This is a genomic window from Ferruginivarius sediminum (assembly GCF_003344765.1).
Taxonomy (GTDB): Bacteria; Pseudomonadota; Alphaproteobacteria; order Kiloniellales; family Rhodovibrionaceae; genus Ferruginivarius; species Ferruginivarius sediminum.
In genome coordinates this window covers 184,831-208,068 of sequence record NZ_QPMH01000005.1, presented here as the reverse complement: position 1 = coordinate 208,068, position 23,238 = coordinate 184,831, and the positions used below count along the sequence as shown (strand labels likewise).

22 protein-coding genes and 1 other RNA gene are annotated in these 23,238 nt (G+C 66.6%); 16 read left to right on the top strand and 7 right to left on the bottom strand.

Features of this window, described 5'->3' with window-relative positions:
• The first annotated feature begins 36 nt into the window (after positions 1-36).
• A complete protein-coding gene (locus DRB17_RS07840; RefSeq protein WP_114581642.1) occupies positions 37-387 on the top strand; it encodes a chaperone modulator CbpM in 351 nt (116 codons plus the stop codon).
• A gap of 7 nt (positions 388-394) precedes the next feature.
• Here DRB17_RS07840 and DRB17_RS07835 read toward each other — a convergent pair whose 3' ends face one another.
• Entirely contained in the window at positions 395-1,684 is a 1,290-nt protein-coding gene (locus DRB17_RS07835; protein WP_147274841.1) for a YihY family inner membrane protein, read from the bottom strand.
• 153 nt (positions 1,685-1,837) lie between these two features.
• On the opposite strand from DRB17_RS07835, the gene fabI reads away from it, so the two are divergent.
• The 3 genes from fabI to DRB17_RS07820 all read left to right on the top strand — a co-directional run bounded on the left by fabI (position 1,838) and on the right by DRB17_RS07820 (position 4,299).
• Positions 1,838-2,683 (top strand): enoyl-ACP reductase FabI, encoded by an 846-nt coding sequence (gene fabI / locus DRB17_RS07830; RefSeq protein WP_114581640.1) that lies wholly within the window; start codon positions 1,838-1,840, stop codon positions 2,681-2,683.
• 42 nt (positions 2,684-2,725) lie between these two features.
• A complete protein-coding gene (aroC, locus tag DRB17_RS07825; RefSeq protein WP_114581639.1) occupies positions 2,726-3,820 on the top strand; it encodes a chorismate synthase in 1,095 nt (364 codons plus the stop codon).
• A gap of 89 nt (positions 3,821-3,909) precedes the next feature.
• Positions 3,910-4,299 carry a cupin domain-containing protein gene (locus DRB17_RS07820; RefSeq protein WP_114581638.1) on the top strand — a complete coding sequence of 130 codons (390 nt, stop codon included), beginning with the start codon at positions 3,910-3,912 and terminating at the stop codon, positions 4,297-4,299.
• A gap of 103 nt (positions 4,300-4,402) precedes the next feature.
• Here DRB17_RS07820 and rlmD read toward each other — a convergent pair whose 3' ends face one another.
• Positions 4,403-5,710 (bottom strand): 23S rRNA (uracil(1939)-C(5))-methyltransferase RlmD, encoded by a 1,308-nt coding sequence (gene rlmD, locus DRB17_RS07815; protein WP_114581637.1) that lies wholly within the window; start codon positions 5,708-5,710, stop codon positions 4,403-4,405.
• Between the two features lie 140 nt (positions 5,711-5,850).
• Here rlmD and DRB17_RS07810 point away from each other — a divergent pair, with 140 nt between their 5' ends.
• Both DRB17_RS07810 and sppA read left to right on the top strand, forming a co-directional pair.
• Positions 5,851-6,438 carry a peroxidase-related enzyme gene (locus DRB17_RS07810; protein WP_114581636.1) on the top strand — a complete coding sequence of 196 codons (588 nt, stop codon included), beginning with the start codon at positions 5,851-5,853 and terminating at the stop codon, positions 6,436-6,438.
• Between the two features lie 19 nt (positions 6,439-6,457).
• Positions 6,458-8,272 (top strand): signal peptide peptidase SppA, encoded by a 1,815-nt coding sequence (gene sppA / locus DRB17_RS07805; protein ID WP_114581635.1) that lies wholly within the window; start codon positions 6,458-6,460, stop codon positions 8,270-8,272.
• Between the two features lie 20 nt (positions 8,273-8,292).
• Here sppA and apbC read toward each other — a convergent pair whose 3' ends face one another.
• Positions 8,293-9,462, bottom strand: coding sequence for an iron-sulfur cluster carrier protein ApbC (gene apbC, locus DRB17_RS07800; protein ID WP_114581634.1), 1,170 nt, complete (start codon positions 9,460-9,462; stop codon positions 8,293-8,295).
• A gap of 163 nt (positions 9,463-9,625) precedes the next feature.
• Between apbC and hflK the strand changes: the two genes are divergently transcribed.
• The 4 genes from hflK (at position 9,626) to DRB17_RS07780 (ending at position 13,801) form a co-directional block, all read left to right on the top strand.
• Positions 9,626-10,807 carry an FtsH protease activity modulator HflK gene (hflK, locus tag DRB17_RS07795; protein ID WP_114581633.1) on the top strand — a complete coding sequence of 394 codons (1,182 nt, stop codon included), beginning with the start codon at positions 9,626-9,628 and terminating at the stop codon, positions 10,805-10,807.
• An 18-nt stretch (positions 10,808-10,825) separates the two neighbouring features.
• Positions 10,826-11,827 (top strand): protease modulator HflC, encoded by a 1,002-nt coding sequence (hflC, locus tag DRB17_RS07790; protein WP_114581632.1) that lies wholly within the window; start codon positions 10,826-10,828, stop codon positions 11,825-11,827.
• 93 nt (positions 11,828-11,920) lie between these two features.
• Positions 11,921-12,121 carry a DUF2065 domain-containing protein gene (locus tag DRB17_RS07785; RefSeq protein WP_114581631.1) on the top strand — a complete coding sequence of 67 codons (201 nt, stop codon included), beginning with the start codon at positions 11,921-11,923 and terminating at the stop codon, positions 12,119-12,121.
• Between the two features lie 189 nt (positions 12,122-12,310).
• Positions 12,311-13,801: a DegQ family serine endoprotease gene (locus DRB17_RS07780; protein WP_241503773.1), complete on the top strand. Its 1,491-nt coding sequence runs from the start codon at positions 12,311-12,313 to the stop codon at positions 13,799-13,801.
• A gap of 158 nt (positions 13,802-13,959) precedes the next feature.
• Here DRB17_RS07780 and DRB17_RS07775 read toward each other — a convergent pair whose 3' ends face one another.
• Together DRB17_RS07775 and DRB17_RS07770 are read right to left on the bottom strand one after the other, a co-directional pair.
• Positions 13,960-14,478, bottom strand: a complete 519-nt coding sequence (locus DRB17_RS07775) for a dihydrofolate reductase (RefSeq protein WP_114581630.1) — start codon at positions 14,476-14,478, stop codon at positions 13,960-13,962.
• On the bottom strand, positions 14,475-15,248 hold the full coding sequence (locus tag DRB17_RS07770) for a thymidylate synthase (protein ID WP_206607817.1): 774 nt from the start codon (positions 15,246-15,248) through the stop codon (positions 14,475-14,477). Before DRB17_RS07770 ends, DRB17_RS07775 begins: the two co-directional genes overlap by 4 nt.
• 170 nt (positions 15,249-15,418) lie before the next feature.
• On the opposite strand from DRB17_RS07770, the gene ssrA reads away from it, so the two are divergent.
• The 3 genes from ssrA (at position 15,419) to DRB17_RS07755 (ending at position 16,936) form a co-directional block, all read left to right on the top strand.
• Positions 15,419-15,809: a transfer-messenger RNA gene (gene ssrA / locus DRB17_RS07765) on the top strand.
• 69 nt (positions 15,810-15,878) lie between these two features.
• Positions 15,879-16,391, top strand: a complete 513-nt coding sequence (locus DRB17_RS07760) for an SspB family protein (protein ID WP_114581629.1) — start codon at positions 15,879-15,881, stop codon at positions 16,389-16,391.
• Between the two features lie 50 nt (positions 16,392-16,441).
• Positions 16,442-16,936: a mismatch-specific DNA-glycosylase gene (locus DRB17_RS07755; protein ID WP_114581628.1), complete on the top strand. Its 495-nt coding sequence runs from the start codon at positions 16,442-16,444 to the stop codon at positions 16,934-16,936.
• A gap of 3 nt (positions 16,937-16,939) precedes the next feature.
• On the opposite strand, the gene DRB17_RS07750 is transcribed toward DRB17_RS07755, so the two are convergent.
• A complete protein-coding gene (locus DRB17_RS07750) occupies positions 16,940-17,161 on the bottom strand; it encodes a hypothetical protein (RefSeq protein WP_114581627.1) in 222 nt (73 codons plus the stop codon).
• A 96-nt stretch (positions 17,162-17,257) separates the two neighbouring features.
• Between DRB17_RS07750 and DRB17_RS07745 the strand changes: the two genes are divergently transcribed.
• The 3 genes from DRB17_RS07745 to DRB17_RS07735 all read left to right on the top strand — a co-directional run bounded on the left by DRB17_RS07745 (position 17,258) and on the right by DRB17_RS07735 (position 19,694).
• Entirely contained in the window at positions 17,258-17,899 is a 642-nt protein-coding gene (locus DRB17_RS07745; RefSeq protein WP_114581626.1) for an alpha/beta family hydrolase, read from the top strand.
• A 95-nt stretch (positions 17,900-17,994) separates the two neighbouring features.
• Positions 17,995-19,416, top strand: a complete 1,422-nt coding sequence (gene fumC / locus DRB17_RS07740) for a class II fumarate hydratase (RefSeq protein ID WP_114581625.1) — start codon at positions 17,995-17,997, stop codon at positions 19,414-19,416.
• 14 nt (positions 19,417-19,430) lie between these two features.
• Positions 19,431-19,694: a ribbon-helix-helix domain-containing protein gene (locus DRB17_RS07735; protein WP_114581624.1), complete on the top strand. Its 264-nt coding sequence runs from the start codon at positions 19,431-19,433 to the stop codon at positions 19,692-19,694.
• A gap of 82 nt (positions 19,695-19,776) precedes the next feature.
• On the opposite strand, the gene DRB17_RS07730 is transcribed toward DRB17_RS07735, so the two are convergent.
• Entirely contained in the window at positions 19,777-23,229 is a 3,453-nt protein-coding gene (locus tag DRB17_RS07730; protein ID WP_114581623.1) for an AsmA family protein, read from the bottom strand.
• Positions 23,230-23,238: the final 9 nt, after the last annotated feature.

The window sequence follows — 23,238 nt, the reverse complement described above, 5'->3', positions numbered from 1 at the left end:
AACGCAGGCATTCCCGGTGGAAGAAAGGCAGCCGCCATGGCGAAGACACTGGTCGAGGTCGTTAACGCCACCGAAGTCAGCGAAGGCGAGATCGTCACCTGGGTCGAGCAACGTTGGGTCCTGCCGGTCGAGGACGAAGGGCGCTGGTTGTTCGACGAGGCCGATGTCGCCCGCATCTCGCTGATCGACGAGTTGCGCAGCGACATGGCGGTGAACGACGAGGCCGTGCCCATCGTCCTGCGCCTGCTGGACCAGCTTTACAGCCTGCGCCAGGCGATGGCGGAAATACAGGAGGCCATTCAGGGCCTGCCGGAAGAACACCGGCGCAATCTGGAAACCCGACTGCAGGAGGTTATCGGAGCGCACGGCGACAAAACCGGCGAGTAACCGGCCCTCACTTCCCCTTGCGCAGCAAGACCTCCAGCGTTTGCCGCCGTTCGCGACTCGATTCCTCGGCCAGTTCCCGCACCGCCCCGGCGGCCACCGGCGGCCACCCCTCTCCCGGCTCCAGCGACAGGCCGAGCGTGTCGAGCAAATCGCCCAAGGTTGCGGTGTTCAGGTCGCGGCCGATCACCCAGCGACCGTTCTGGGTTCGCGCGATGAAGCCTTGCTGGCGGAGCGGCTTCAACACGGCGTCGATTTCCGCCGGTGTCGCCGGCAAGCCGCGCGTCATCTCCTGCCGCTTCATCTGCTGGCCCGTCTGCATCGCGGCGCGCAGCCGGGCGAGAACAGCCAGCGCAAGTGCCAGACGGCCGCCGGCCGGGCTGGTCGCTCGACCGCGCGCCTGCGCCGCCCGCCACTCCGGCAGCGCCGCGGTGACCTCGGCCCCCAGCAGCACCACGCTCCACGAAAGGTAGAGCCACACCAGGAAGATCGGCACGGTCGAGATTGCGCCGTAAACTGCTTCGTACGAGGGAAAATGCGTGAGATAAAGGCCGAAGGCGTATTTCAGCCCCTCGAACAGCAGCGCCGAAACGGTGCCGCCGACCAGGACGTGACCAAGGCTTATGCGGCGGTTCGGCACAACGTAGAAGATCAACGCAAATCCGGCGGCCGAGAGCGCGAGCGAGATGAGCCAGGAGATCCTCAGCCAGCTTGCCACCTCCTCGACGCCGGACAGTTTCACGGCCGCGAAGACAAAGCTGGAAAGCGAGATAGACGACCCCAGCAACAGCGGCCCCAATGTCAGCAGTGCCCAGTACACCAGCATACGGGTCGCAAGCGGGCGCCCCTCGCTGACCCGCCAGATGGTATTGAACGAGCCGCTGATGTTGTTCAGCAGCAACAGCGCCGTCACCGCAAGACCGACGATACCGGGCCCGGTCAGCTTGCTGGCGTTGGCGACGAAGCCCTTGATACGCTCGGCAATGGCGGCACTGGCGTCGGGCAGGAAGCTCTGGAATACCATGTCCAGAACCTGTCGCTCGACCCCCTCGAACGCCGGAAAGGCCGAAAGGATCGCCAGCGCGATGGCGAGCAGTGGGACCATGGCCAGCAGCGAGGCGTAGCTGAGCCCGGCGGCAAGACGCATACCACCGTCATCGAGAAAGCGCGCGCCGGCATAAGCCAGAAAGCGCAACACCCGCTCGCCCTTGGTAACGTAACGCAGCCATGCCAACAGCCGCCGCAGCGCCCGTTCGGTGCCGTATCCGCTCATCTGCCGGACAAGTTGCGCGAATGTCATGACCCGATTATAGGGGCTGTCGAAACGATCGCGAATCAATGCATTATGCCGACTCTGTCATGCATGGCATGCGTTTGATCGCGTCGATCATTCGTGTAGGATGCCGCGACTTTCGTAAGGGCGCGTGCGGCTTAAACCATTCGCGGGGAAGGAATGTCCGAAAATCTGTCGCTGATGCAGGGCAAGCGCGGCTTGGTCATGGGTGTGGCGAACGACCGGTCGATTGCCTGGGGCATCGCCAAACAGGTGCATGCCCAGGGCGGCAGCCTCGGCTTCACGTACCAGGGTGACGCGCTGCTGAAGCGCGTGCGCCCGCTGGCCGAGCAGGTCGAGGCCGAGATCCTGGAGTCCTGCGACGTCGGCGACGACGATTCCATTCAGGCAGTGTTCGACAAGGTGAAAGAGGTGTGGGGCGGCCTGGACTTCGTCGTTCACGCCATCGCCTATGCCGACCGGAACGAGTTGAAGGACAAATACGTCCATACCAGCCGCGAGGGCTTCCTGCGCAGTATGGACATCTCCTGCTACTCCTTCACCGCCGTGGCGCAGAAGGCGCTGCCGCTGATGCGCCCCGGCGGCAGTCTGCTGACACTCAGCTATTTCGGGGCCGAGCGGGTGATGCCGCACTACAACGTCATGGGCGTCGCCAAGGCGGCGCTGGAGGCCTCGGTGCGCTACCTCGCCGCCGACCTCGGCGACGACGGCGTGCGGGTGAACGCGATCTCGGCGGGGCCGATCCGCACCCTGGCGGCCAGCGGCATCGGCGATTTCCGCTATATCCTGAAGTGGAACGAGCTTAACTCGCCCCTGCGCCGCAACGTCACCATCGACCAGGTGGGCAGCTCGGCCGTATACTTGTTGAGCGACCTCGGTTCCGCCGTGACGGGCGAGGTTCACCACGTCGATTCGGGCTACCACACGGTGGGCATGATGGCGGTCGATGCGGCCCCCCAGCTTGCCGACTTGCTGGAAAGCCTGAAGCGCGAGCCTTCCCCCTGATCCGGCGCGGCGAGCGCTCCCGCCCCTACCCGGTAACGGACCATGCCCGGTAACAGCTTCGGCGACGTCTTCACGTTCACGACCTGGGGCGAGAGCCACGGCCCCGCCATCGGCTGCGTCGTCGATGGCGTGCCGCCGCGCGTGCCGCTCTATGAAAGCGACATCCAGCAATACCTGGATCGCCGCCGGCCGGGGCAGTCGCGCTACACCACGCAGCGCCGCGAGTCGGACCGCGTGCAGATCGTCTCCGGCGTGTTCGAGGGGTTGACCACTGGCACGCCCATCGCGCTCGTCATTGAGAACGAGGACCAGCGCTCCAAGGACTACTCGGAAATTTCCGGCAAGTTCCGCCCCGGGCACGCCGATTATACCTACTGGGCCAAGTACAGCATCCGCGACTATCGAGGCGGCGGACGCTCCAGCGCGCGGGAAACCGCGATGCGTGTGGCCGCCGGCGCGGTGGCGCGCAAGGTGCTGGCCCACATCCTGGGCGAAGCGCCGCGCATCCGGGGCGCCTTGGTGCAACTTGGCCCGCACGGCATCGACCGGGATGCGTGGGACTGGTCAGAGGTGGACGTCAACCCCTTCTTCTGCCCCGACGCCGAGGCGGCGGGCCGCTGGGCCGACTTCCTGGACGACGTGCGAAAGCGCGGCAGTTCAGCCGGCGCTGTCGTCGAGGTGCAGGCCGAGGGTATCCCCGCCGGACTTGGCGAGCCGGTTTATGACCGCCTGGACGCCGACCTCGCCAAGGCGCTGATGAGCATCAACGCCGTCAAGGGCGTGGAGATCGGCAATGGCTTCGCCGCCGCTGCCACCTCGGGGGAGGACAACGCCGACCAGATGCGGATGGAGGGCGACACGCCCCATTTCCTGTCCAACAACAACGGCGGCGTGCTGGGCGGCATCACGACAGGACAGCCGGTCGTCGCGCGCTTCGCGGTAAAGCCAACCTCCTCCATCCTCATCCCGCGCCGGACCGTCACGACCGAGGGCGAGGAAGCGGAGGTCGTCACCAAGGGCCGCCACGACCCCTGCGTCGGCATCCGCGCCGTGCCCGTGGGCGAGGCGATGCTGGCCATTGTCCTGGCCGACCATTTGCTGCGCCACCGCGCGCAGACGGGGGCATTCGGCGGATAGAGGCGCGCCGAGCACAACGCCCCCCCGCATTCGCCTGAAATCTGCTATGCTGTAGCCTGCTTTCGCTTTCCCTTCGGAGGCCACGCGCCATGTGGAGGGTCCTTTTCGCCGCCGCCATAGCCTGCATCGCGGCACCCGCGACCGCCGCCGAAGCGACGTTCCATCCCGGCCGCTTCGCCGCACCGCCCACGGCCCCGGACATCGGCCGCACCTGGCTGGCGGACGGCTATAGCTGCGTCACCACCAACCTCACCGCCGGCTACGACGTCACCCGCACCAACATCATCGCCGAACGAATCGCCGTCGTCCGCGGCGGCCTCGACGTTACCGTCGGTCGCAAGACGCACACGCTGACCCCCGGCGACGCGTTCCACCTGCCGATTGGGACAAAGCGCCGGCAGACGACAGCGAACAGGCCCATGAGCGTGATCGCGTTCGGCTATGGCCCATACGACACGCCGAAGAACCGCTGCAGGTGAGGGGGTTAGTACCGTGTGGGAAACGACCAAGATACTGAAACCGACAAGAGAACCACCTTCTCGCCGGGCGGCGTAACCCTCGGTTTCGCGGCTCGTCGCAGCTCTACCGCCGGAACCGCGCGGCCAGTTCCACATGGCCCGACCAGGGGAACTGGTCGATCGGCCATACCTCGGCGAGGGTGTAGCCGCCGTCGACCAGCGTGCGGGCGTCGCGGGCGAAGGTGTGGGGGTTGCACGAGACGGCGGCCACGACCGGCACCTTCGAGTCGGCAAGTGCCTCGGCAAGCTCCTTAGCGCCGACGCGCGGCGGGTCGAAGACCGCGGCGGCGAAGGCGTCGAGTTCTTCCGGCGTCGGCGGGTCATTGGCGAGGTCGCGGGTCTCCGCCGTCATGCGCCCGGCGAGATCGTTCTTTCGCGCCGCCTGCCACAACGCGGCAATAGCGGTTTCCGCCCCTTCCACCGCATGCACCGGGCCGCGCCGGGACAGCGGAAACGCGAAGGTGCCGCAGCCAGCGAAGTAATCGGCGACCGACCCCTCGACGCCCGCAAGCCAGCCGGAGACAGTCGCGACCAGCGCCGCCTCCCCGGCCGCGGTCGGCTGCACGAAGGCGCCGGGTGGCGGTTCCACCGATACCTCGCCGAAGGTCAGCAGCGGCGGACGGCGCATTGCCACGGGTTCGGCTTCCGCCACCGCCCCCTCGGGTCCGGCGGGCGCCCAGGCGATGCGGGCCAGGTCCTCGCTCTCCGCCAGCCCGGCCAGCGCCTGCCGCGCCGTCAGGCCCAGCGGCTGGCGCGTCTGGAGAAGCAGGTCGATGCCGCTTTCGCTCTCCAGCAACGCTACCTCGGCCGTCTCGCGTTCGTCCAAGATCTCGGCCATCGCCGCGCGCAGCGGGTCCAGCAGCGCGACCAACGGAGGGGTCAGGATCCGGCATTCCTCGATATTCTCGATGCGGTGGCTTTCCCGCCCGTGGAAGCCGAGGCGCACCCGCTTCCCCTCGCGCACCGCGGCCAGGGCGGCGCGCCGGCGGGTGCCCTCGCCCACCTCGACCGTCTCCGCGACCGGCGGCTCGTCGAAACCGCGCCGGTTCAGCGCCTGCACCACCTGATCGTGCTTCCAGCGGCGATAGGCTTCCGCGTCCAGATGCTGCACCGTGCAGCCGCCGCAGGGGCCGAAGTGCGGGCACGGCGCCTCCACCCGCTCCGGGGCGGCGTCCAGGACCTCCAGCACCTCGGCCTTGTAGCCGCCGGCGCGCTGTCCCGTCAGTCGCACGCGCACCGTCTCGCCCGGCAGCGCGAAGGGCACGAACACGGGCTTGCCTTCGTAGGCCGCAATGCCGTCCCCGCGCCCGCCCAGGGCGTCTATCGTCACCTCGACCTGCCGGCCGCCGCCGCGCCTTGCCTTGCGGCGCATGGCATCTCCTTTCCGCCGCCGCGATGGCGGTCCTTGATTTCCCGCGCGGTTTAGCCCGCCGGCCGTGTCACTGCAACGCCTCTGGTCACGGCGGGCACAAGCGGGTACCCCTTGAGGGCGCGAGCCACGGAGAAAGCCTCATGCCCCAGCCCGATCACGTCATGACCCTGCCCGTCCCCGACGCCGCCGAGCTCGAAGGGGACCTGCAGGCCTATTTCGACAAGTGCCAGGAGAAGCTCGGCCTGGTGCCCAACGTCCTGCGCGCCTATTCGCTGCGGCCCGACAAGCTGCGCGCCTTTATCCAGATGTACAACGACCTGATGCTCGGCGACTCGGGACTCAGCAAGCTGGAGCGGGAGATGATCGCCGTCGTCGTCTCAAGCGCCAACCGCTGCTACTACTGCCTGGTGGCGCACGGACAGGCGGTGCGGCAACTTTCCGGCGACCCGGAGCTGGGCGAAATGCTGGTGATGGACCACCGCGTCGCCGACCTGCCCGCGCGCCAGCGGGCGATCCTGGAGTTCGCCTGGAAGCTGACCCTGAGGCCGCACGATGTCGGCGAGGCCGACCGGCAGGCCCTGTTCGACGTTGGGTTCAGCGCCGAGGACTTTTTCGACGTCGTTTCCGTCGTCGGGTTCTTCAATCTGTCGAACCGCGTTGCCAAGGCCACCGACATGATGCCGAACCGCGACTACCACGCGATGAACCGCACGCCCGGCGACGGGTAAGTCGACGGAGAGCCAAGCGATGCGCCTGATCCTGTTCCTCCTGAAATGCATTGTCGGGTTCCTTGCCAGCGTCGGCCTCATCGTGCTGCTGCTGGGCGTCGCTGCCGGCGTGTTCTGGCAGCGCGTGGAAGAGTTCCGCGAACCCGCGCCGGAAATCCCGGAAACCACCGTTCTGAGCCTGGACCTCTCCTCGGGAGTCGTGGAGCGCCAGTCGGACAACCCGCTCGCCCGCGCCAGGGCCGGCGGCGCGGTGGTGCTGCACGACGCCGTCGATGCCCTGGACGCCGCCGCGGCGGATAGGCGGGTCAAGGGACTTGCAGTGCGCCTGGGTCGGGGCAGCATCGGCTTCGCGCAGGCGCAGGAGCTGCACCAGGCGGTCAGCAGGTTCCGCGAGTCGGGAAAGCCGGCTTACGCCTTCGCGGAGACGCTGAACGGCATGGGCGCCGGCGCCACGCTGCACGGCTATCTGACCAGCGCCTTCGACGAGGTCTGGATGCAGCCGTCCGGCGACTGGAGCGTGGCCGGTTTCAAGCTGGAAAGCCCGTTCCTGCGGGGTCTTTTGGATGAGCTTGGCATCCAGCCCCGCCTGGAGCAGCGGGAGGAATACAAGGGCCTGAAGAACCAGTTCACCGACCGCGAACTGCCGGAGCCGCAGCGCCGCAATCTGCAGCGACTGCTGGACTCCTGGCTGGCGCAAGTGGTGGACGGCCTGTCCGAGGGCCGTGACCTGGAAGCCGCGAAGGTTCGGCAACTGATCGACAGTGCGCCATTGTCGGCGGAGGATGCCAGGGACGCGGGACTGATCGACCGGCTGGACTACCGCGACGCTTTCGAAGCGGCACTGCGCGAGGCTGCCGGCCCGGATGCGGAGAATCTGGACTTGCGCGACTACGCCGCCCAGCGCCTTGGCAACCTCGACGAGGATGCGCCTCGGGTCGCGGTGATCCATGGCGAGGGCGCGGTGTCACTGGCCGAGAGCGAGAACAATCCGATCTTTGGCGATGTCGTGATGGGCAGCGATACCATCGCCCCGGCGATCCGCGAGGCGCTGGAAGACGACACGGTCGAGGCCATCATCTTCCGCATCGACAGCCCCGGCGGCAGCTACGTCGCCTCCGACACGATCTGGAAAGCGGTGCGGGACGCGCGGGAGGCGGAGAAGCCGATCGTGGTCTCGATGGGCAACATCGCCGCCTCGGGCGGCTACTTCGTCGCCGCGCCGGCAAACCGCATCGTGGCGCAGCCGGGGACGCTCACCGGCTCCATCGGCGTCGTCAGCGGCAAGTTCGTCTTCGAGGGCCTGTGGGACAAGCTGGAGGTCAACTTCGACGGCGTGCAGGCCGGCAAGCAGGCCGATTTCTGGAGCCCCAACAGCGATTTCAGCGACGCCCAGTGGCAGCGGCTCCAGGAATTGCTGGACGAGACCTACGCCGACTTCACCGGCAAGGTCGCCGAGGGCCGCGGCCTGAGTCCCACGCAGGTTCGGGAGGCGGCCCAGGGCAAGGTGTGGAGCGGCGCCGATGCCAGGGAAATGGGCCTTGTCGACGAACTGGGCGGCTTCCGCCATGCCGTGGCGGTGGCGAAGAGCCTCGCCGGCATCGACGAGGCAACGCGCGTCCGGCTGCAACCCTTCCCGGCACCGGAGGACCCGCTACGCAAGTTCCTGAGCCAGGCGCTGAAAGGCCGTGTGGACAGCCCGGCGGCACGCACCCTGGGCCGGATTGTCCAGACCCTGCAGCCGCTGGTGGACGCGCTCACCCTGCTGGAAGGCACGTCCGGCGAGCAGCGGCTGCGGGCTTCGCATCTGGTTGAGGAGACAGCGCGGCCTCATTGATTCCCGGGCCGCGAAGCCGCCTAGTTCATGACGATGCGCGGGGCCTCGCGGCGCTCGCTCGGGCTGGTGCCGGTAATCTTGTGCCAGACATGCTCGGCGATGCGCAGGTAGGCCTTGGCGTGGTCGCTGTCGGGGTGGGAAATCACGACCGGCTGGCCGCCGTCGGACGTCTCGCGGATGACCATGTCCAGCGGGATCTCACCCAGCAGTTCGGTGCCCAGCTTCTCGGCCTCGCGCCGACCGCCGCCGGCGGAGAAGATGTCGGAGCGCTCGCCGCAATGCGGGCAGAGGAAGTAGCTCATGTTCTCGACGATGCCAAAGACCGGCACGTCCACCTTGCGGAACATGTTCAGCCCCTTCTTGGCATCGAGCAGCGCGATGTCCTGCGGCGTGGTGATAATGACCGAGCCCGAAAGCGGCACCTGCTGGGCCAACGTCAACTGCGCGTCGCCGGTGCCCGGCGGCATGTCCACGACAAGCATGTCCAGCTCGCCCCATTCCACGTCGCGCAGCATCTGCTGGATGGCCGACTGCACCATCGGGCCGCGCCAGATCATCGGCGTGTCCTCGGCCACCAGGAAGCCCATCGACATCACCTTGACGCCGAAGTTCTCCAGCGGGCGCAGGCGCTTGCCGTCCGGCGACTCGGGCCGGCCGGTGACACCCATCATGCGCGGCTGCGAAGGCCCGTAGATATCGGCGTCCAGAATGCCGGTTTTCAGCCCCTGCCGCGCGAAGGCCAGAGCCAGGTTGGTGGCCGTCGTAGATTTGCCGACTCCGCCCTTGCCGCTGGCTACCGCGATGATGGCCTTCACGCCCGGCACGGCGATCTGCTGCCCGCCGCCGGAAGACTGCCCACGGCGCTGCTGCTGCTGGCCGCCATCGGGCCGCTGCGTCGATTGGCCATCCGACTGCTGCGCCGTCTGGCCACCGGCCGCTTCCTGATGGGCGGTCAGCACCGCAGTCACCGAGGATACCCCACTCAGCTTCAGGACTGTTTGCTCGGCCTCCTTGCGCAGCGGTTCCATCTCCTGGCCCTTGCGCGGATCGACCTCGATCGCGAATCCAACATTGCCCTCCTTGACCACAAGGCCGGAGACCATGCCGAGGCTGACGATGTCCTTCCCGCTTTCCGGCTCGCGTACACCCGCCAGGGCTTCGCGGATTTCTTCTTCGGTAACGCGACTCATGCTTGAATTCCCCACATTTGGCCCGATATCCCGCTCTACTGTTTCACTGGCGGGCACAACACGTTAAGTGTGTGTCAGCATATGGTCGTCGACCCTTGAACGATAAAGGCTGATCGCGACCGTTCATCATGTCCACACACGACTGAGTGGAGAGCTTCGGAAAATGCCTTGGCAATCGCAAGGAGGCGGCCCCTGGGGCGGCGGCTCTGGTGGCGGCGGTGGCGGCGGCCCCTGGGGCGGCCGCGGCTCCGGCGGACGTGGCGGCGGTGGTGGGGGCGGAGGCCCCTTCGGCGGCGGCCAGCGCCCGCCCGACTTCGAGGATGTTATTCGCAAGGGTCAGGAGCGCGTCAAGAACTTGTTCCCGGGCGGGGGCATGGGCGGACGCGGCATTGTGCTCGCCGTCGTCGTTGTCCTGGCGATCTGGATGTTGAGCGGCTTCTACCGGGTACAGACCGACCAGCAGGGCGTGGTGCTGCGTTTCGGCGAATGGGTGGCGACGACCCAGCCTGGCCTGAACTGGCACATCCCCTATCCCATCGAGACGGTGATGACGCCGGCGGTCGAGAAGATCAACCAGATCGACATCGGCTTCCGGCAGGTGGGCGGCGGTCAGCGCGGCGTCGACGCGGAAAGCCTGATGTTGACCGGCGACCAGAACATCATCGACATTGATTTCTCGGTGCAATGGAAGATCGCCGATGCCGGCAAGTATCTCTTCAACATCCGCGAACCGAACGGAACGGTGAAGATCGCCGCCGAAAGCGCCATGCGTGAGATCATCGGCCGTACGGACATCCAGCCGGCATTGACCGAGGCCCGCGCCGAGATCGAGACAAAGACAAAGGACTTGCTGCAGGGAATCCTGGACAACTACGGAGCCGGCATCCTGATCACCGGCGTTCGGCTGCAGAACGTGCAGCCGCCGCAGGAAGTGGTCGACGCGTTCAACGACGTGCAGCGCGCCCTGCAGGACCGGGACCGTCTGCGCAACGAGGCGCAGTCCTACCGCAACGACATCCTGCCACGTGCCCGCGGTGAGGCGCAGAAGATGATCCAGGGGGCGGAAGCCTACCGCGAGCGGCTCGTCAACGAGGCGGAAGGCGAGGCCGAGCGCTTCACCAAGGTGCTCGAGGCTTACAATTCGAATCCGGACGTCACCAAGAAACGGATGTACCTGGAGACCATGCAGAAGGTGTACTCGCGCACAAACAAGGTGCTGATGGACGGTACCGCTTCAGGCGCGATCCCGTACCTTCCGCTCGACGAACTGCGCAAGCCGCGCGGCGGCGCGGCGTCCGGCAGCAACGGCTCCACCGGCGGCAATTCCGCCGCCAGCAGCCGCTAGGCCCCGGAGGTAACGATCATGAACCGCAAACTCCCTCTTATCATCGGCGTCGCGGTGGTCGTCCTGGGCATCGTGGGGTCCAGCGCGCTGTTCACTGTGCCGCAGACCCAGCAGGCCATCGTCATGCAGTTCGGCGAACCCAAACGGGTCATCCCCGAGCCGGGGCTGAACGTGAAGCTACCCTTCGTCCAGAACGTGCTGTACTACGAAAAGCGCGTGCTGGACCTCGACCCGCCGGTCGAGCGCGTGCTGCTGGCCGACCAGAAGCCCCTGAACGTCGACAGCTTCGCCCGGTATCGCATCACCGATCCGCTGAGGTTCTATCAGCGCGTGCGATTCGAGAGCAATCTGCGTGACCGTTTGGGTTCGATCATCAACTCGAACCTGCGCAGTGTGCTGGGTAACGTGAACCTGGCCAGCATTCTCTCGGACGAGCGCGCGGACATCATGAACCGCATCCAGACCCAGGTGAATCGGGAGGCCCAGAACTTCGGCATCGACATCGTGGACGTACGTATCGGACGCACCGACCTGCCGCAGGAAGTTTCGCAGGCGGTGTACTCCCGCATGCGTTCGGAACGTGAGCGGGAGGCCGCCGAGTTCCGCGCACAGGGTCAGGAGGAGGCCCAGCGGATCCGCGCCACGGCGGACCGAGAGGCCACGGTCATCCGGGCCGAGGCCCAGCGCGAGGCCGAAATCATCAGCGGTACCGGCGAGGCCGCACGAACCACCACCCTCAACCAGGCTTTCGGCCAGGATGAGGATTTCTTCCGGTTCTACCGCTCGATGCAGGCATACGAAGGCTCGATCAACCAAGGCGACACCGACAACAGCTATATCGTGCTGTCGACCGACCGGAACGAGTTCTTCCGCATGCTGGGCCGGGGGGCGATCACGGAGGAACTGAGCGACGCCATTGAATCGTCTCCCTCCGGCGGGGGCCAGGCCGCAAGCCAGCCGGCCGATGGCACCGGATCGAATTCCGCAGGAACGGCAGCCGAAGCCGCGCCGGCCGATTAACGCCCTTATGGTTGCCGGACGCCGCCCTTCCGTGGGGCGGCGCCCGGTCGCCTCTTGCCTCGACCGTGTTATTCGGGCTATGCGGCCCGCACCATGCCCGATCTGGCCCTCAACGATTTCCTGACCGCGATCGCCCTCGTCCTCGTCTTCGAAGGCTTGTCACTGGCCGCCTTTCCCGGTGCGCTGCACCGCGCACTGGAGCAGTTGCGCGCCTTGCCGAACGAGGCCTTGCGCTGGGGCGGATTGCTGATGGCGCTGCTCGGCCTGTTCTTTCTCTACCTGTTGCGCGGTTGAGCGACGAAATCCACACGCATCGGGGGCGCTGCGCCCTAAAATCGTCACACTCGGGCCGCTTCTTCGAACCGTCCGACGTTGACGGAACGGCCGGGCATGCCACATTTGAGGTCGATCGCTTCGCGGTGCCGCGGATCGTGATCCGCCCCACCACCCGCGACGCCTCATCAGCGGAACGGAGATCCTACGTTGACCCAGACGACAATCGTTTCCACTCAGCCGACCGGCGCAGGCGAAAAGTCGATCGCGCGCCGCCTGGCGGGCCGGGTGCTGGCAGCAGCCCTGGTGGTGACGCTGATGGTACCGGCCGCGGTGCAGGCCGAGGACCGTCCCGACAGCTTTGCCGACCTCGCTGACAAGCTGCTTCCGACCGTCGTAAACGTCTCCACCACGCAGAAGGTGGAAGAAGATGAGGCCCGCCGAGAGTTCGAGGAATTCTTCCGCGACTTCTTCGAGCGCCGCGAGGGCGAGGAACCGCGCCGGCCACGCCGGGCTCCCTCGTCGCTCGGCTCCGGCTTCATCATCGACAAGACCGGCTACATAGTGACAAACAACCACGTGATCGCCGACGCGGACGAGATCAACGTTCGTCTACAAGACGATACCACCCTGAAGGCGGAGATCGTCGGCCGTGACGACAAGACCGACCTCGCTCTCCTCAAGGTGGATACCGACCGCGACCTGCCAGCCGCCGAGTGGGGCGATTCGCGCAAGACCCGGATCGGCGACTGGGTTCTGGCTATCGGCAACCCCTTCGGCCTCGGCGGCACGGTGACGGCCGGTATCGTCTCGGCCCGCTCGCGCGATATCAACGCCGGCCCTTACGACGATTTCCTGCAGACCGACGCCTCGATCAACCGGGGCAACTCGGGCGGCCCGATGTTCAACACCGACGGCCAGGTGATCGGTGTTAACACGGCCATCTTCTCGCCCTCCGGCGGGTCGATCGGCATCGGCTTCGCCATCCCCTCGTCGATTGCCAAGAACGTCATTGATCAGCTTCGCGAGTACGGCGACGTGCGCCGCGCCTGGCTTGGCGTGCGCATCCAGACGGTGACGCCGGAGCTGGCGGAAGGTCTTCGTCTCGACGAGGCAACGGGTGCGCTGGTCGCCTCGGTCTCCGACGGCAGCCCGGCGGGCGAGGCCGGCATCAAACAGGGCGACGTGATTCTCGAATTCGACGGCCGCGACGTCGAGGAGATGCGGCGCCTGCCGCGCATGGTGGCGGAAACCCGCATCGGCAAGGCGGTCGATGTCGTCATCTGGCGCAAGGGCGAGCGTAAGACCGTCCAGGTCACGCTTGGCAAGCTGGATGAAGAAGCTATCGCCAGCTTGGGTCCCGAGGGGGAAACCCAGGAAGGCTCCGGCGGCGAGATGAAGCTGGATTCCCTTGGCCTCGCACTCGCCCCGCTGAGCGAGGAGGCGCGCGAAAACTACAACCTTGATGAGCGCGCCCAGGGCGTGGTCATCACCGGCGTACGAGGCGGCGGCACGGCTGCCGAGAAGGGCCTCAACCCTGGTGATGTCATCGTCGAGGTCGACCAGGAAGAAGTCTCCGCCCCGCAGGATGTGGCCCGCAAGGTCGAGCAGGCGGAGAAGGAGGGCTATCGCGTCGTGACGCTGCTGGTGTACAGCCAGGGCGACTTCCGCTGGGTCGCCGTGCGCATCGCCAAGGGCTGACGCGCCTTCCGCGCATACCCGGCGCATCCCGGACTGACAAGCGGCGGCCCTTGGGGCCGCCGCTTTTATAACCACTGTTGCACGTAAACACGCGCTATTCCTCTCGAGCTACACCTATTTGTCGTCGCGCATGGCGCAAAGAGGGAGTCCAGGACCCGCTAAGCCGCCCCGGCCGACCGTCGCTCCAAAAGAATGAAGCTATAGGCGTGGGGGTTGCACTCATCTGCTGCATGGCTCTCGCGCCAGCGTTCCCGCCATTCGTCCGGATCGACGCTCGGCAGGAAAGTGTCCGCCGCAACCGTTGCATGAACGCGCGTGAGATAGATCCGCTCGGCCCGGGCCAGCGCCTCGCGAAAGATTTCGGCGCCGCCGATCACCATGACCTCTTCCCCGCCCGGCTCGCGGGCGGCAAACGACAGGGCCTCTTCCAGGGAGCCCGCTTTCAGGCAGCCCGTCATTGGCCGGTAATCGGGATTGCGGCTGATCACGATGTTGGTGCGCCCGGGCAGCGCGCGGCCAATGGATTCGTGCGTCCGCCGCCCCATAACGAGGGGATGACCGGCCGTCACACGCTTGAAGAACTTCAGGTCGTTCGGCAGGCGCCAGGGCAAGCCGCCGTCCAGGCCAATCCCACCCTGCTCGTCGGCGGCCACGACAAGGGTGACGCGCGGCGTCAAACCGCGATCGGCGCCTTGATCGCCGGGTGAGCGCGATAGTCCTCGATGCGGATATCGTCAAAGGTGAAGGCGAAGATGTCCCGGACCTGCGGGTTTAGGCTCAGCCGCGGCGGGGGGAACGGTGTCCTTTGAAGCTGCGTGCGGGCTTGCTCCAGGTGATTAAGGTAGAGGTGCGCGTCGCCCAGCGTATGGACGAATTCGCCGGGCGTATATCCCGTCACTTGCGCGATCATGGCCGTCAGAAGCGCATAGGACGCGATGTTGAAGGGCACGCCCAGGAAAATATCCGCGCTGCGCTGGTAAAGCTGGCAGGACAGCCGGCCATTGGCGACGTAGAACTGGAACAGCGCATGGCACGGCGGCAAGGCCATGCGGTCGAGTTCGCCGACGTTCCACGCGGAAACCACCAGGCGGCGGCTGTTCGGGTTGCGCCGTATTTCGTCCACGACCCAGCGGATCTGATCGATCTCGCGCCCGTCCGGCGACGGCCAGGACCGCCACTGTCGGCCATAGATGGGACCGAGGTCACCATTCGCGTCCGCCCATTCGTCCCAGATCGTCACGCCGTGCTCGTGCAGGTAGGTCAGGTTCGTATCGCCGGCCAGGAACCACAACAGCTCGTGGACGATAGAGCGCAGGTGGAGCTTCTTTGTCGTCAGCAGCGGAAAGCCCCGGCCGAGGTCGAAGCGCATCTGCCGGCCGAAGACACTTTGCGTGCCCTCGCCCGTGCGGTCCTCCTTCCGCACACCGCTTTCCAGCACCTCACGCATCAGGTCCAGATACGGCTGCTCCAGGGCCGGGATATCCCGCGTGCTCTCCGCCGCACCGGTCGCGGATGGCAATCGGACCTCCTTCGAATGCCGAGTCGTCGTTGCCGCAGTGTCCACGGTATGCTGGAGAGAGTCGAGCGTGCCGCCAATCCGCCACGATCGATGCGAAGCGGGTTCAAACCCGTACCGAATGTGCCTATATTAGCCGTGTCGGGTAGCACCCGACTATGGCGATAAACGGTGCATCCACTAGGCGTAGCGGACCCGGGGGCAGTACCCGGCGCCTCCACCAACACGCCGGAGATGCCCGGACGCGCGCAAGGCGCGGCGTCCGGCCACTCCGGCACCCTATGGGGGCGAACCAGGATCGACGCGCGTTGAAAGGTGTACTTTTCGCCCGGCATGGTACCGCCGTTATCGGGCCTTTTCAGAAGTGCGAACGACAATCGCGCTCCGGTTGCTGCGGCTGCGTAATAGCGCCAAGGCGATCGACTAGAATCCCCGGTCGGTAGAGCCCGGCCGGGTGGGGTCCGGGGCTACCTAGCAACAGAAAGCCCCACTTTCATTCGGGGGCGGCATGGGCTTAAATGTGCGCCCATCGAATCCAGCGCGGCAGGTGAAGGGGACGGTATGGCGGACGTCGGCGACGACCTCCAATATGATGTCATGGTCGAGAACGCGTTGCGCGGCGTAGTCCGGCAGGCGCTTGCTCAGGTATCCGAGCGGGGGCTTCCCGGTGATCACCACTTCTACATCACCTTCCGTAGCGACCACCCGGATGTCCAGATGCCCGAGCATCTGCGCGAGCGCTATCCGCGCGAGATGACCATCGTGCTGCAGTATCAGTTCTGGGATCTGGAAGTCGGGGAAGAGGGCTTTGCCGCGACGCTCAGCTTCAACAACCGGTCCGAGCGATTGCAAGTGCCCTTTGACGCGGTGATTGCTTTTGCCGACCCCTCGGTGCGATTCGGGCTGCAGTTCGACGCGGGCGAGGAGGACGCAAGCGGCGAGAGCGACGCCGACGCCCCGGCGCAGACGGTGGAGCAGCAGAACGAGGTCGGCGCACAGGACCAGCCGGCACCGAAGGAACCGGGCGACGAGAACAACGTCGTCACGCTGGACCAGTTCAGGAAGAAGCAGTAGGCGCTCGCGCCCACGGAACCGTCCGGACCGCCGGGCCGCTCATCGCCGGCATGACTATTCTCCCCGACGTCCTGACACACGATCTCGCCATCGTCTTCTGCGGCAGTGCCGCGGGGCACGTGTCCGCGGCGCGGGGTGCCTACTACGCGGGTCCCGGCAACCGATTCTGGCCGACGCTGGCGGAGGTTGGGCTGACGCCGCGGCAACTTGCACCCGAGGAGTTCCGCCTGCTTCCCGCCTTCGGCCTGGGGCTGACGGACCTCTGCCAGTCGGCAAGCGGCCCCGACGCCGCACTACCCCGCACGGGCGATGACCCGGACGCGCTCGACGCCAAGATCCGCCGATACCGCCCGCGTTGTCTGGCTTTCGTCGGAAAGCGGCCGGCGAAGGTCGCGCTGGGCCGCAAGGCCATCGTTACGGGCGCCCTGCCGGATACCCCCTACGATGGAACGCGAATATTCGTCCTGCCCTCGCCATCCGGAGCAGCGCGGCGATACTGGGACATCGAGCCGTGGCGAGTGCTGGCCCGGCAGGCTGGGCGCTGAGATTCAGCGGCTGTCGGCTTTCTTCCCGGCACTGGCCATTGCAGCCGGATCCCACTTGCTGATGCGCTTTTTCCGCGGCTTGCTTTGCAAACCCAGGCTCTGCGGCCCTTTCTCCCGGACAAGATCGGAGAATTCCTGAAAGCGGCGGGCAAGTTCGCGCTTTTCCTCGTCCGTCAGGTCCTCGTTGGATTTGCGCGACAAGTCGCGTTCGCGAATATCGTCCATGACGGGTCCTTCGCTTTGTCGTCCCATGCGAAATGACGACCGTCCATCAAGCTGACCTTGCCGGGTTAATATTTTCTTGGCAAACACGGTTGTGCGATGAGCGAGACACCCGAAATCCTGTTCGACGGCCCGGCCCACGCCGAACGCACCGTCGCAATGGCGCACGGCGCGGGCGTGGGCATGGACAGCCCCTTCATGCAGGCCTTCGCCGAGGGCCTGGCCGGCCACGGCATCCGGGTTGCCCGCTTCGAGTTCCCTTACATGGCCCAACGCCGCCAGGACGGGAAGAAGCGGCCGCCGAATCCGGAAGCGAAGCTGAAGGCCTACTGGCGGGTGGTGATCGAGGCGCTGGGCGGGCCGGACGGCCTCGTTATCGGTGGGAAATCGATGGGCGGCCGGATGGCAAGCATGATCGCCGCTGACCTGGAAGCCGAGGCGACGCCTGTCGGCGGCCTGGTTTGCCTGGGCTACCCATTTCATCCACCGGGAAAGCCGGACCGCTTGCGGGTCGCGCACCTGCAAACGCTTGTGACCCCGGCGCTGATCGTCCAGGGCACGCGCGACCCCTTCGGTACGCCGGATGAAGTCGCCGGCTACGGACTCCCGGAGAGCATCGCGGTCCACTGGGCGGAGGACGGCGACCATGACCTGAAGCCGCGCAAGTCCAGCGGGCGAAGCGCCGAAGAGAACCAGGCCGAGGCCATCGCCGCCGTCGCCCGCTTTGTCGAGGCTCTGTAGCGTCAGAACGACCGAAGGGTGTCTTCACCCTCACTATCCGGCCCGTCACGTGGTACAACGCCGGCAATTCCGTTCAGGCACACAAGAGGTCAAGGATGAGCGAACAGGCCAGCAAGGGCGCGGGCACGCGCGTGGAAAGCGATTCCATCGGCGAGATCGAGGTCCCGGCGGACGCCTACTGGGGGGCACAGACCCAACGCTCGCTACAGAACTTCCGCATCGGCGGGGAGCGCATGCCCACGCCGGTTGTCCGGGCGCTGGGCATCCAGAAGCTGGCGGCGGCGCGCGCCAACATGAAGCTGGGCGTGCTGGAGTCCGACATCGGCGATGCGATCTGCAAGGCCGCGCAGGAGGTGGTCGACGGCGCGCTGGACGATCATTTCCCGTTGGTGGTCTGGCAGACCGGCTCCGGCACGCAGTCGAACATGAACGCGAACGAGGTCATCGCCGGACGCGCCAACGAAATGCTGTCCGGCAAGCGTGGCGGCAAGTCGCCGGTGCACCCGAACGATCACTGCAACATGGGCCAGTCCTCGAACGACACCTTCCCCACCGTCATGCACATCGCCGCCGTGCTGCTGCTGGCCGGGGAAACGGTGCCCAAGCTGCGTGCCCTGCAGGGGGAGTTCGAGACAAAGGCAGCGGCATTCGAGTCGATCATCAAGATTGGCCGCACCCACCTGATGGACGCCACGCCGCTGACCCTCGGCCAGGAGTTCTCGGCCTATGCCAAGCAACTTGAGTACGGCGTCGAGCGCATCGAGGCGGCGCTGCCGCGCCTGCGCCAGCTTGCCCAGGGCGGCACCGCGGTCGGCACTGGTCTGAACTCGACCGACGGCTTCGCGGAGACCTTCGCCGACGAAGTATCCGCCATCACCGGCGAGATGTTCGTCACGGCGGAAAACAAGTTCGAGGCGCTGGCGGCACACGACGCCGTCGTGGAGGCGTCGGGCGCGCTGAACGTGGTCGCGACCTCGCTGATGAAGATCGCCAACGACATCCGGCTCATGGGCTCCGGCCCGCGCTGCGGCTTCGGCGAGTTGCTGCTGCCCGCGAACGAGCCGGGCTCCTCGATCATGCCGGGCAAGGTGAACCCAACCCAGTGCGAGGCTGTCACGATGGTCTGCGCGCAGGTGATGGGCAACCACACGACCGCCACGGTTGCCGGCTCCAACGGCCATTTCGAGCTGAACGTCTTCAAGCCGGTGATGATCTACAGCCTGCTGCAGTCGGCCAAGCTGATCGGCGACGCGGCCGAGAGCTTTAACACCAACTGCGTCGCCGGTATCGAGGCCAACGAACAGCGCATCAACCAGCTCATGCGCGATTCGCTGATGCTGGTGACGGCGCTCAACCCGCACATCGGCTACGACAACGCCGCCAAGGTGGCCAAGAAGGCCTATGCCGAGAACACGACCCTGAAGGAAGCCGCCGTCGAGCTTGGCCTCCTGACCGAGGCGCAGTTCGAGGAATGGGTGCGGCCCGAAGAGATGCTGGGCCCGCGCAAGCGTCAGTAGGCGAAGGCGCTGTTATGCGGCCGGGCGGCAACGACGGCGATGGTGACCGTGATCCAACACGGCTGCGCAAGCACTCGGTCACCATCGCCGGCCACCGCACCAGCCTCAGCCTGGAAGAGGCGTTCTGGAGAGAACTCCGAGCCTTCGCCGCCGAGCGCGGCCAGTCGATCAACGCCCTGATCGCCGAGATCGACGCCGCGCGTCGCGGCAACCTGTCCGGCGCGGTACGGGTATGGGTGCTGGAACGGCTACGCGAGCGTGCCAGGGATAAGCGCTGAAGAGCGACGCCGGCGGTGCGAACAAGCCGGCATCGTTGCGTAGCCGGCATGGCGCCACCGCTGGTGCGAGGTGCAGGCGACGCTACTCCGCCTTCTTCGGCAGGCTTTTCAGGAGGCCGCGGATGATGTCCTCCGCCGAAGGTTTCTTCACCGCCGGCTTCTCCTCGGGCCTCGCCGTTGCCTCCCCAGGCGTGTCCTCCTGGGCCTGCTCAAGCTGGCGATCCGAGGCTTTCGGTTTCTCTTCTGACGGCGCCTGGGCCGGCGTTTCGCTTGATTCTACCTGTGGCTCGGCGGCTGGCTCCTGTTGGGCTTCCGCCTCGGCGGGCTCCCCCGGCTCGCGGACGCGGAAGGGGCCGCCCTTGATGGTCGGATTCGGGCGATCCAGCGGTCCGCGCAGCAACGTCGTCATGTAGGGCGCATCAGGCGCGTCACTTTCCCGAATCAGGTCGATGCGGGCGTCCATGCGCCAGTTCGGCAGATCCGCCTGCCCTTGCAGCACCGCGCTCGCCCCCTGCCCCGTCAGCGTGGTGTCGCGGGTGTGCACGATGCCGTCCTCGATGTCGAAGGTGCCGGAAAGCTGCGCGGGGCGATCCGCGAAGGCGTCGAGTATACTGGTCGTGGTTTCCGCAACCCCGCCCAATTCCTTGACCTTCTCGCCCAGCATATTGAGCAGCATGTTGGTCGCCCGGTCCTCCGCTCGCGCTTCGACCGTCAACTTGCCCGACAGCTTGCCCTCGCCGTTCAGGGACTTCACGACAGCACGCTCGCTGCGACCCTCGGCGTTCAGCCGGGCGCTCAATGTCATCGGGCCGCTGATTCGCTCGAAGTCGAAGCCGCGTGAAAGCAACAGGCTGCTGTCGATCTTGTTGGCGTTGATATCGAACCCCGCCGTCAGACCATCATTCGTATCCGCCGTGCCGATGACCGCCACCGTGCCGCCGAGAAGAGTGCCGGTAAGCGTTTCCACATCCAGCACGCCCTTGTCGAGCACCGCGTCGAAGACAGCGCCCTCCAGGCGCATCCCGTCGTCCAGGATCACCGCCTTCGAACGAAGCGTCAGCTCGCCGTCATAGTCCCGCAGGCGCCCAAGTTCGAGCGGCGTGTCGGACCAGCGTCCCGAGCCCGCGCTCCGGCCCGCCGCGCCATCTCCGCCGCGGCCATCCGGGGCGGGCGCAGTGGAACCACCTAGCACGCCGAGCGCCTGTAGCGGCAGTTCACCGGTTTCCAGATTCGCTCGGATCATCGGACGCGGTCCCGTCAGGTCGGCGTCCAGCGCGCCACTCAACTCGACCGGCCCGATCCGGCCAGAGAATTCCTGCGCCCTTGGCTGCGTCACGTTGCCCGACAGCTTCCCTTCAAGGTCGAGCCCGCCAAGGCCCTGACGCAACTTGGGGGCGTCGGGAATGCGCCCGACAAGGCCGCGCAGGTTGGCATGTTTCAACGCAACGTCGAGGTTGAAGCCAAGCGGGCCAGGCAGCGGCCGTATATCGCCCTTCGCCGTGGCCGCGCCGCCCAGCCCCTCAAGCTCCAGGTCCACCGACAGCTTCTCGAAACCGCCACCAACCACGCCGGTCAGCGCCATCGGCCCCAGGCCTTCGGGGACCGGCTCCCGCGCGTTGAAGAGACCGGCGAGGCGTCGCGGGTCCTCGGTCGCCACATCCACGGTGGCGTCGATACGTGGGTTCAGGTCCGAGAGGCCGGTAACCATACCCGCCAGCGTCAGGCTGCTGCTGGCGACACGGCCGATGTGGGCCTTCCGCACCGTCAAATCGCCCTGCTGCAGCGTTGCGTCGAAGCGCACATCCCGCAGGCTTTCGCCCGCATAGGTCACCGTGCCGGCGCGCAGATCGAGGTTCGCATCCAGGCCGCCGAGCGTGGCCGCAATCGCCGCGCCCAACGGTCCCCCAGCCTGCCCGCCGCCGCCCTCGCCTGCACCGCCATTGTCCGCCCGGTCGCGCGGCAGATAGGCGTCCAGGTTCAGCTTGTCGACGCTGAGCCCCACACCAATACCGGGACGGCGGCGCAAGGCCACCGCGATGCCGCCGCTGACCTTCATCGCATCGACATCGAGGTCCAGGCTTGTGATCGTGAGCTGCCGTCCAGTGCCCTTCACGTCAGCCAGCAGGTTCATGCGGCGCAATCGTCCGGCCGGGATCCCTTCCACATCGATGTCGAACCAGTCGAAGATGGCCCGCAGATTATCGGAAGCAGCTTCCACCCGGCCATCGAAGACGGCGCCGCGCGGCCCCTCGTCCAGCGTCCCGAACAGCGCCAGATCGCTACCGCCCGGCAACAGGGCCATCGCCTGATTGAGCGTGACCGAGCCGTCCGCCAGAACGGCGTTCAACCGCCCCTGGCGCACGACCTGCCCACGATAGATCAGGGCGTCGACACGCAGGTCCAGCTCGGCGCGCAGGTCCGCTGGCAGCGCGAATGCCGGGCTCTCTCCTTCCGTGGCCGCCCTGCCGTCGCCATCCGTCGAGGGGGCGCCACTCTTCGCCGCCCCGTCCATCGCGAGAAGGCGATCCAGGTTCACCTGCTGCACGCGTAGCTTGGACCTCAAATCGAGAGGCTTGCCAAAGGCAAAGCTGACGGCGCCGTCAGCTGAGACCTCGCCAAGCCGGACGTCCAGTTCCTCGATGTCCAACTTCTCGCGGTCCGCTTTCAACTGCCCGGAAACCTCGAACCGCTGCGCTAGCTGCGGCGCCGTGTTATCGCCCAGACGCAGCCGTTTCAGGAGCCCGCGAAGGTCGTCGCCGCGCAGTTCCGCCTTGCCACGCAGCGCGGACCCGCCATCGGCATCGACTATGGCGGCACCGGTAAGCTCCGCCTCTGCCGTGGAGTCGACGACGCCGAGCGACAGCTTGTAGGGCGTTGTCCCCTCGCGCTTCACGCGGCCGATATTGGCCTTGAAGCGAAGCGGGACGCCGCGAACGGTCATTCTGCCCTTGGCGTCGAACGGCCCCTGTAGCGAGTTGGCGGCGATTTCCGCGTCGATGCCGCTCACGGTTTCCTCGATACCGGCCGCCGCGTCGCGATAACGAACCGTCCCATCAGCGATACGAAAGCTGTCGAGGCTGACCTGCGCGATGAAGCCGCCGCCACCACCGCCATCGGCGCCATCCGCCGAATCGCCGCCCTTCGCCGAATCCGCGAATTGCCAATTGGCGGTGCCGTCGGGCAGCACCTCGACCAGGATGTCCGGCTCCAGCAGGGTGATCTGCTCAACCTCGACCCTGCCCTGTAGCAGCGGGGCCAGCCGCACCTTGACGCGAAGCGCACGCACGCTCGCCATGGCGGGGTCGCTGCCACCTGCAACGTTGGCAAGGCGCACACCACTGGCCGAAAATGCCGGGCTTGGCAGAATGGAAAGGCTGACATCGCCTTGGATCGCGACATCGCGGCCGGTTGCCCGCTCGACCCGCGCCGCTATTTCCGACCTGTAGGCGTTCCAGTCGATCAGACCGGGGCCAAGCAGCACCGCCGCCACGAGCAGGACGACAAGGGCGAGAAGGGCGTAGAGCAGCTTTTTCAAAGGCGAACC

What these genes read in the sequence shown, in the direction of transcription:
- DRB17_RS07820 (WP_114581638.1), top strand. Translation starts at nt 3,910, where the DNA reads ATGTGGAGGGTCCTTTTCGCCGCCGCCATAGCCTGCATCGCGGCACCC.
- sppA (WP_114581635.1), top strand. Translation starts at nt 6,458, where the DNA reads ATGCGCCTGATCCTGTTCCTCCTGAAATGCATTGTCGGGTTCCTTGCC.
- hflK (WP_114581633.1), top strand. Translation starts at nt 9,626, where the DNA reads ATGCCTTGGCAATCGCAAGGAGGCGGCCCCTGGGGCGGCGGCTCTGGT.
- DRB17_RS07835 (WP_147274841.1), bottom strand. Translation starts at nt 1,684, where the DNA reads ATGACATTCGCGCAACTTGTCCGGCAGATGAGCGGATACGGCACCGAA.
- DRB17_RS07755 (WP_114581628.1), top strand. Translation starts at nt 16,442, where the DNA reads ATGACTATTCTCCCCGACGTCCTGACACACGATCTCGCCATCGTCTTC.
- rlmD (WP_114581637.1), bottom strand. Translation starts at nt 5,710, where the DNA reads ATGCGCCGCAAGGCAAGGCGCGGCGGCGGCCGGCAGGTCGAGGTGACG.
- DRB17_RS07770 (WP_206607817.1), bottom strand. Translation starts at nt 15,248, where the DNA reads ATGCGTGAGGTGCTGGAAAGCGGTGTGCGGAAGGAGGACCGCACGGGC.
- DRB17_RS07810 (WP_114581636.1), top strand. Translation starts at nt 5,851, where the DNA reads ATGCCCCAGCCCGATCACGTCATGACCCTGCCCGTCCCCGACGCCGCC.
- DRB17_RS07785 (WP_114581631.1), top strand. Translation starts at nt 11,921, where the DNA reads ATGCCCGATCTGGCCCTCAACGATTTCCTGACCGCGATCGCCCTCGTC.
- hflC (WP_114581632.1), top strand. Translation starts at nt 10,826, where the DNA reads ATGAACCGCAAACTCCCTCTTATCATCGGCGTCGCGGTGGTCGTCCTG.
- DRB17_RS07745 (WP_114581626.1), top strand. Translation starts at nt 17,258, where the DNA reads ATGAGCGAGACACCCGAAATCCTGTTCGACGGCCCGGCCCACGCCGAA.
- apbC (WP_114581634.1), bottom strand. Translation starts at nt 9,462, where the DNA reads ATGAGTCGCGTTACCGAAGAAGAAATCCGCGAAGCCCTGGCGGGTGTA.
- DRB17_RS07840 (WP_114581642.1), top strand. Translation starts at nt 37, where the DNA reads ATGGCGAAGACACTGGTCGAGGTCGTTAACGCCACCGAAGTCAGCGAA.
- fabI (WP_114581640.1), top strand. Translation starts at nt 1,838, where the DNA reads ATGTCCGAAAATCTGTCGCTGATGCAGGGCAAGCGCGGCTTGGTCATG.
- aroC (WP_114581639.1), top strand. Translation starts at nt 2,726, where the DNA reads ATGCCCGGTAACAGCTTCGGCGACGTCTTCACGTTCACGACCTGGGGC.
- DRB17_RS07735 (WP_114581624.1), top strand. Translation starts at nt 19,431, where the DNA reads ATGCGGCCGGGCGGCAACGACGGCGATGGTGACCGTGATCCAACACGG.
- fumC (WP_114581625.1), top strand. Translation starts at nt 17,995, where the DNA reads ATGAGCGAACAGGCCAGCAAGGGCGCGGGCACGCGCGTGGAAAGCGAT.
- DRB17_RS07750 (WP_114581627.1), bottom strand. Translation starts at nt 17,161, where the DNA reads ATGGACGATATTCGCGAACGCGACTTGTCGCGCAAATCCAACGAGGAC.
- DRB17_RS07760 (WP_114581629.1), top strand. Translation starts at nt 15,879, where the DNA reads ATGGCGGACGTCGGCGACGACCTCCAATATGATGTCATGGTCGAGAAC.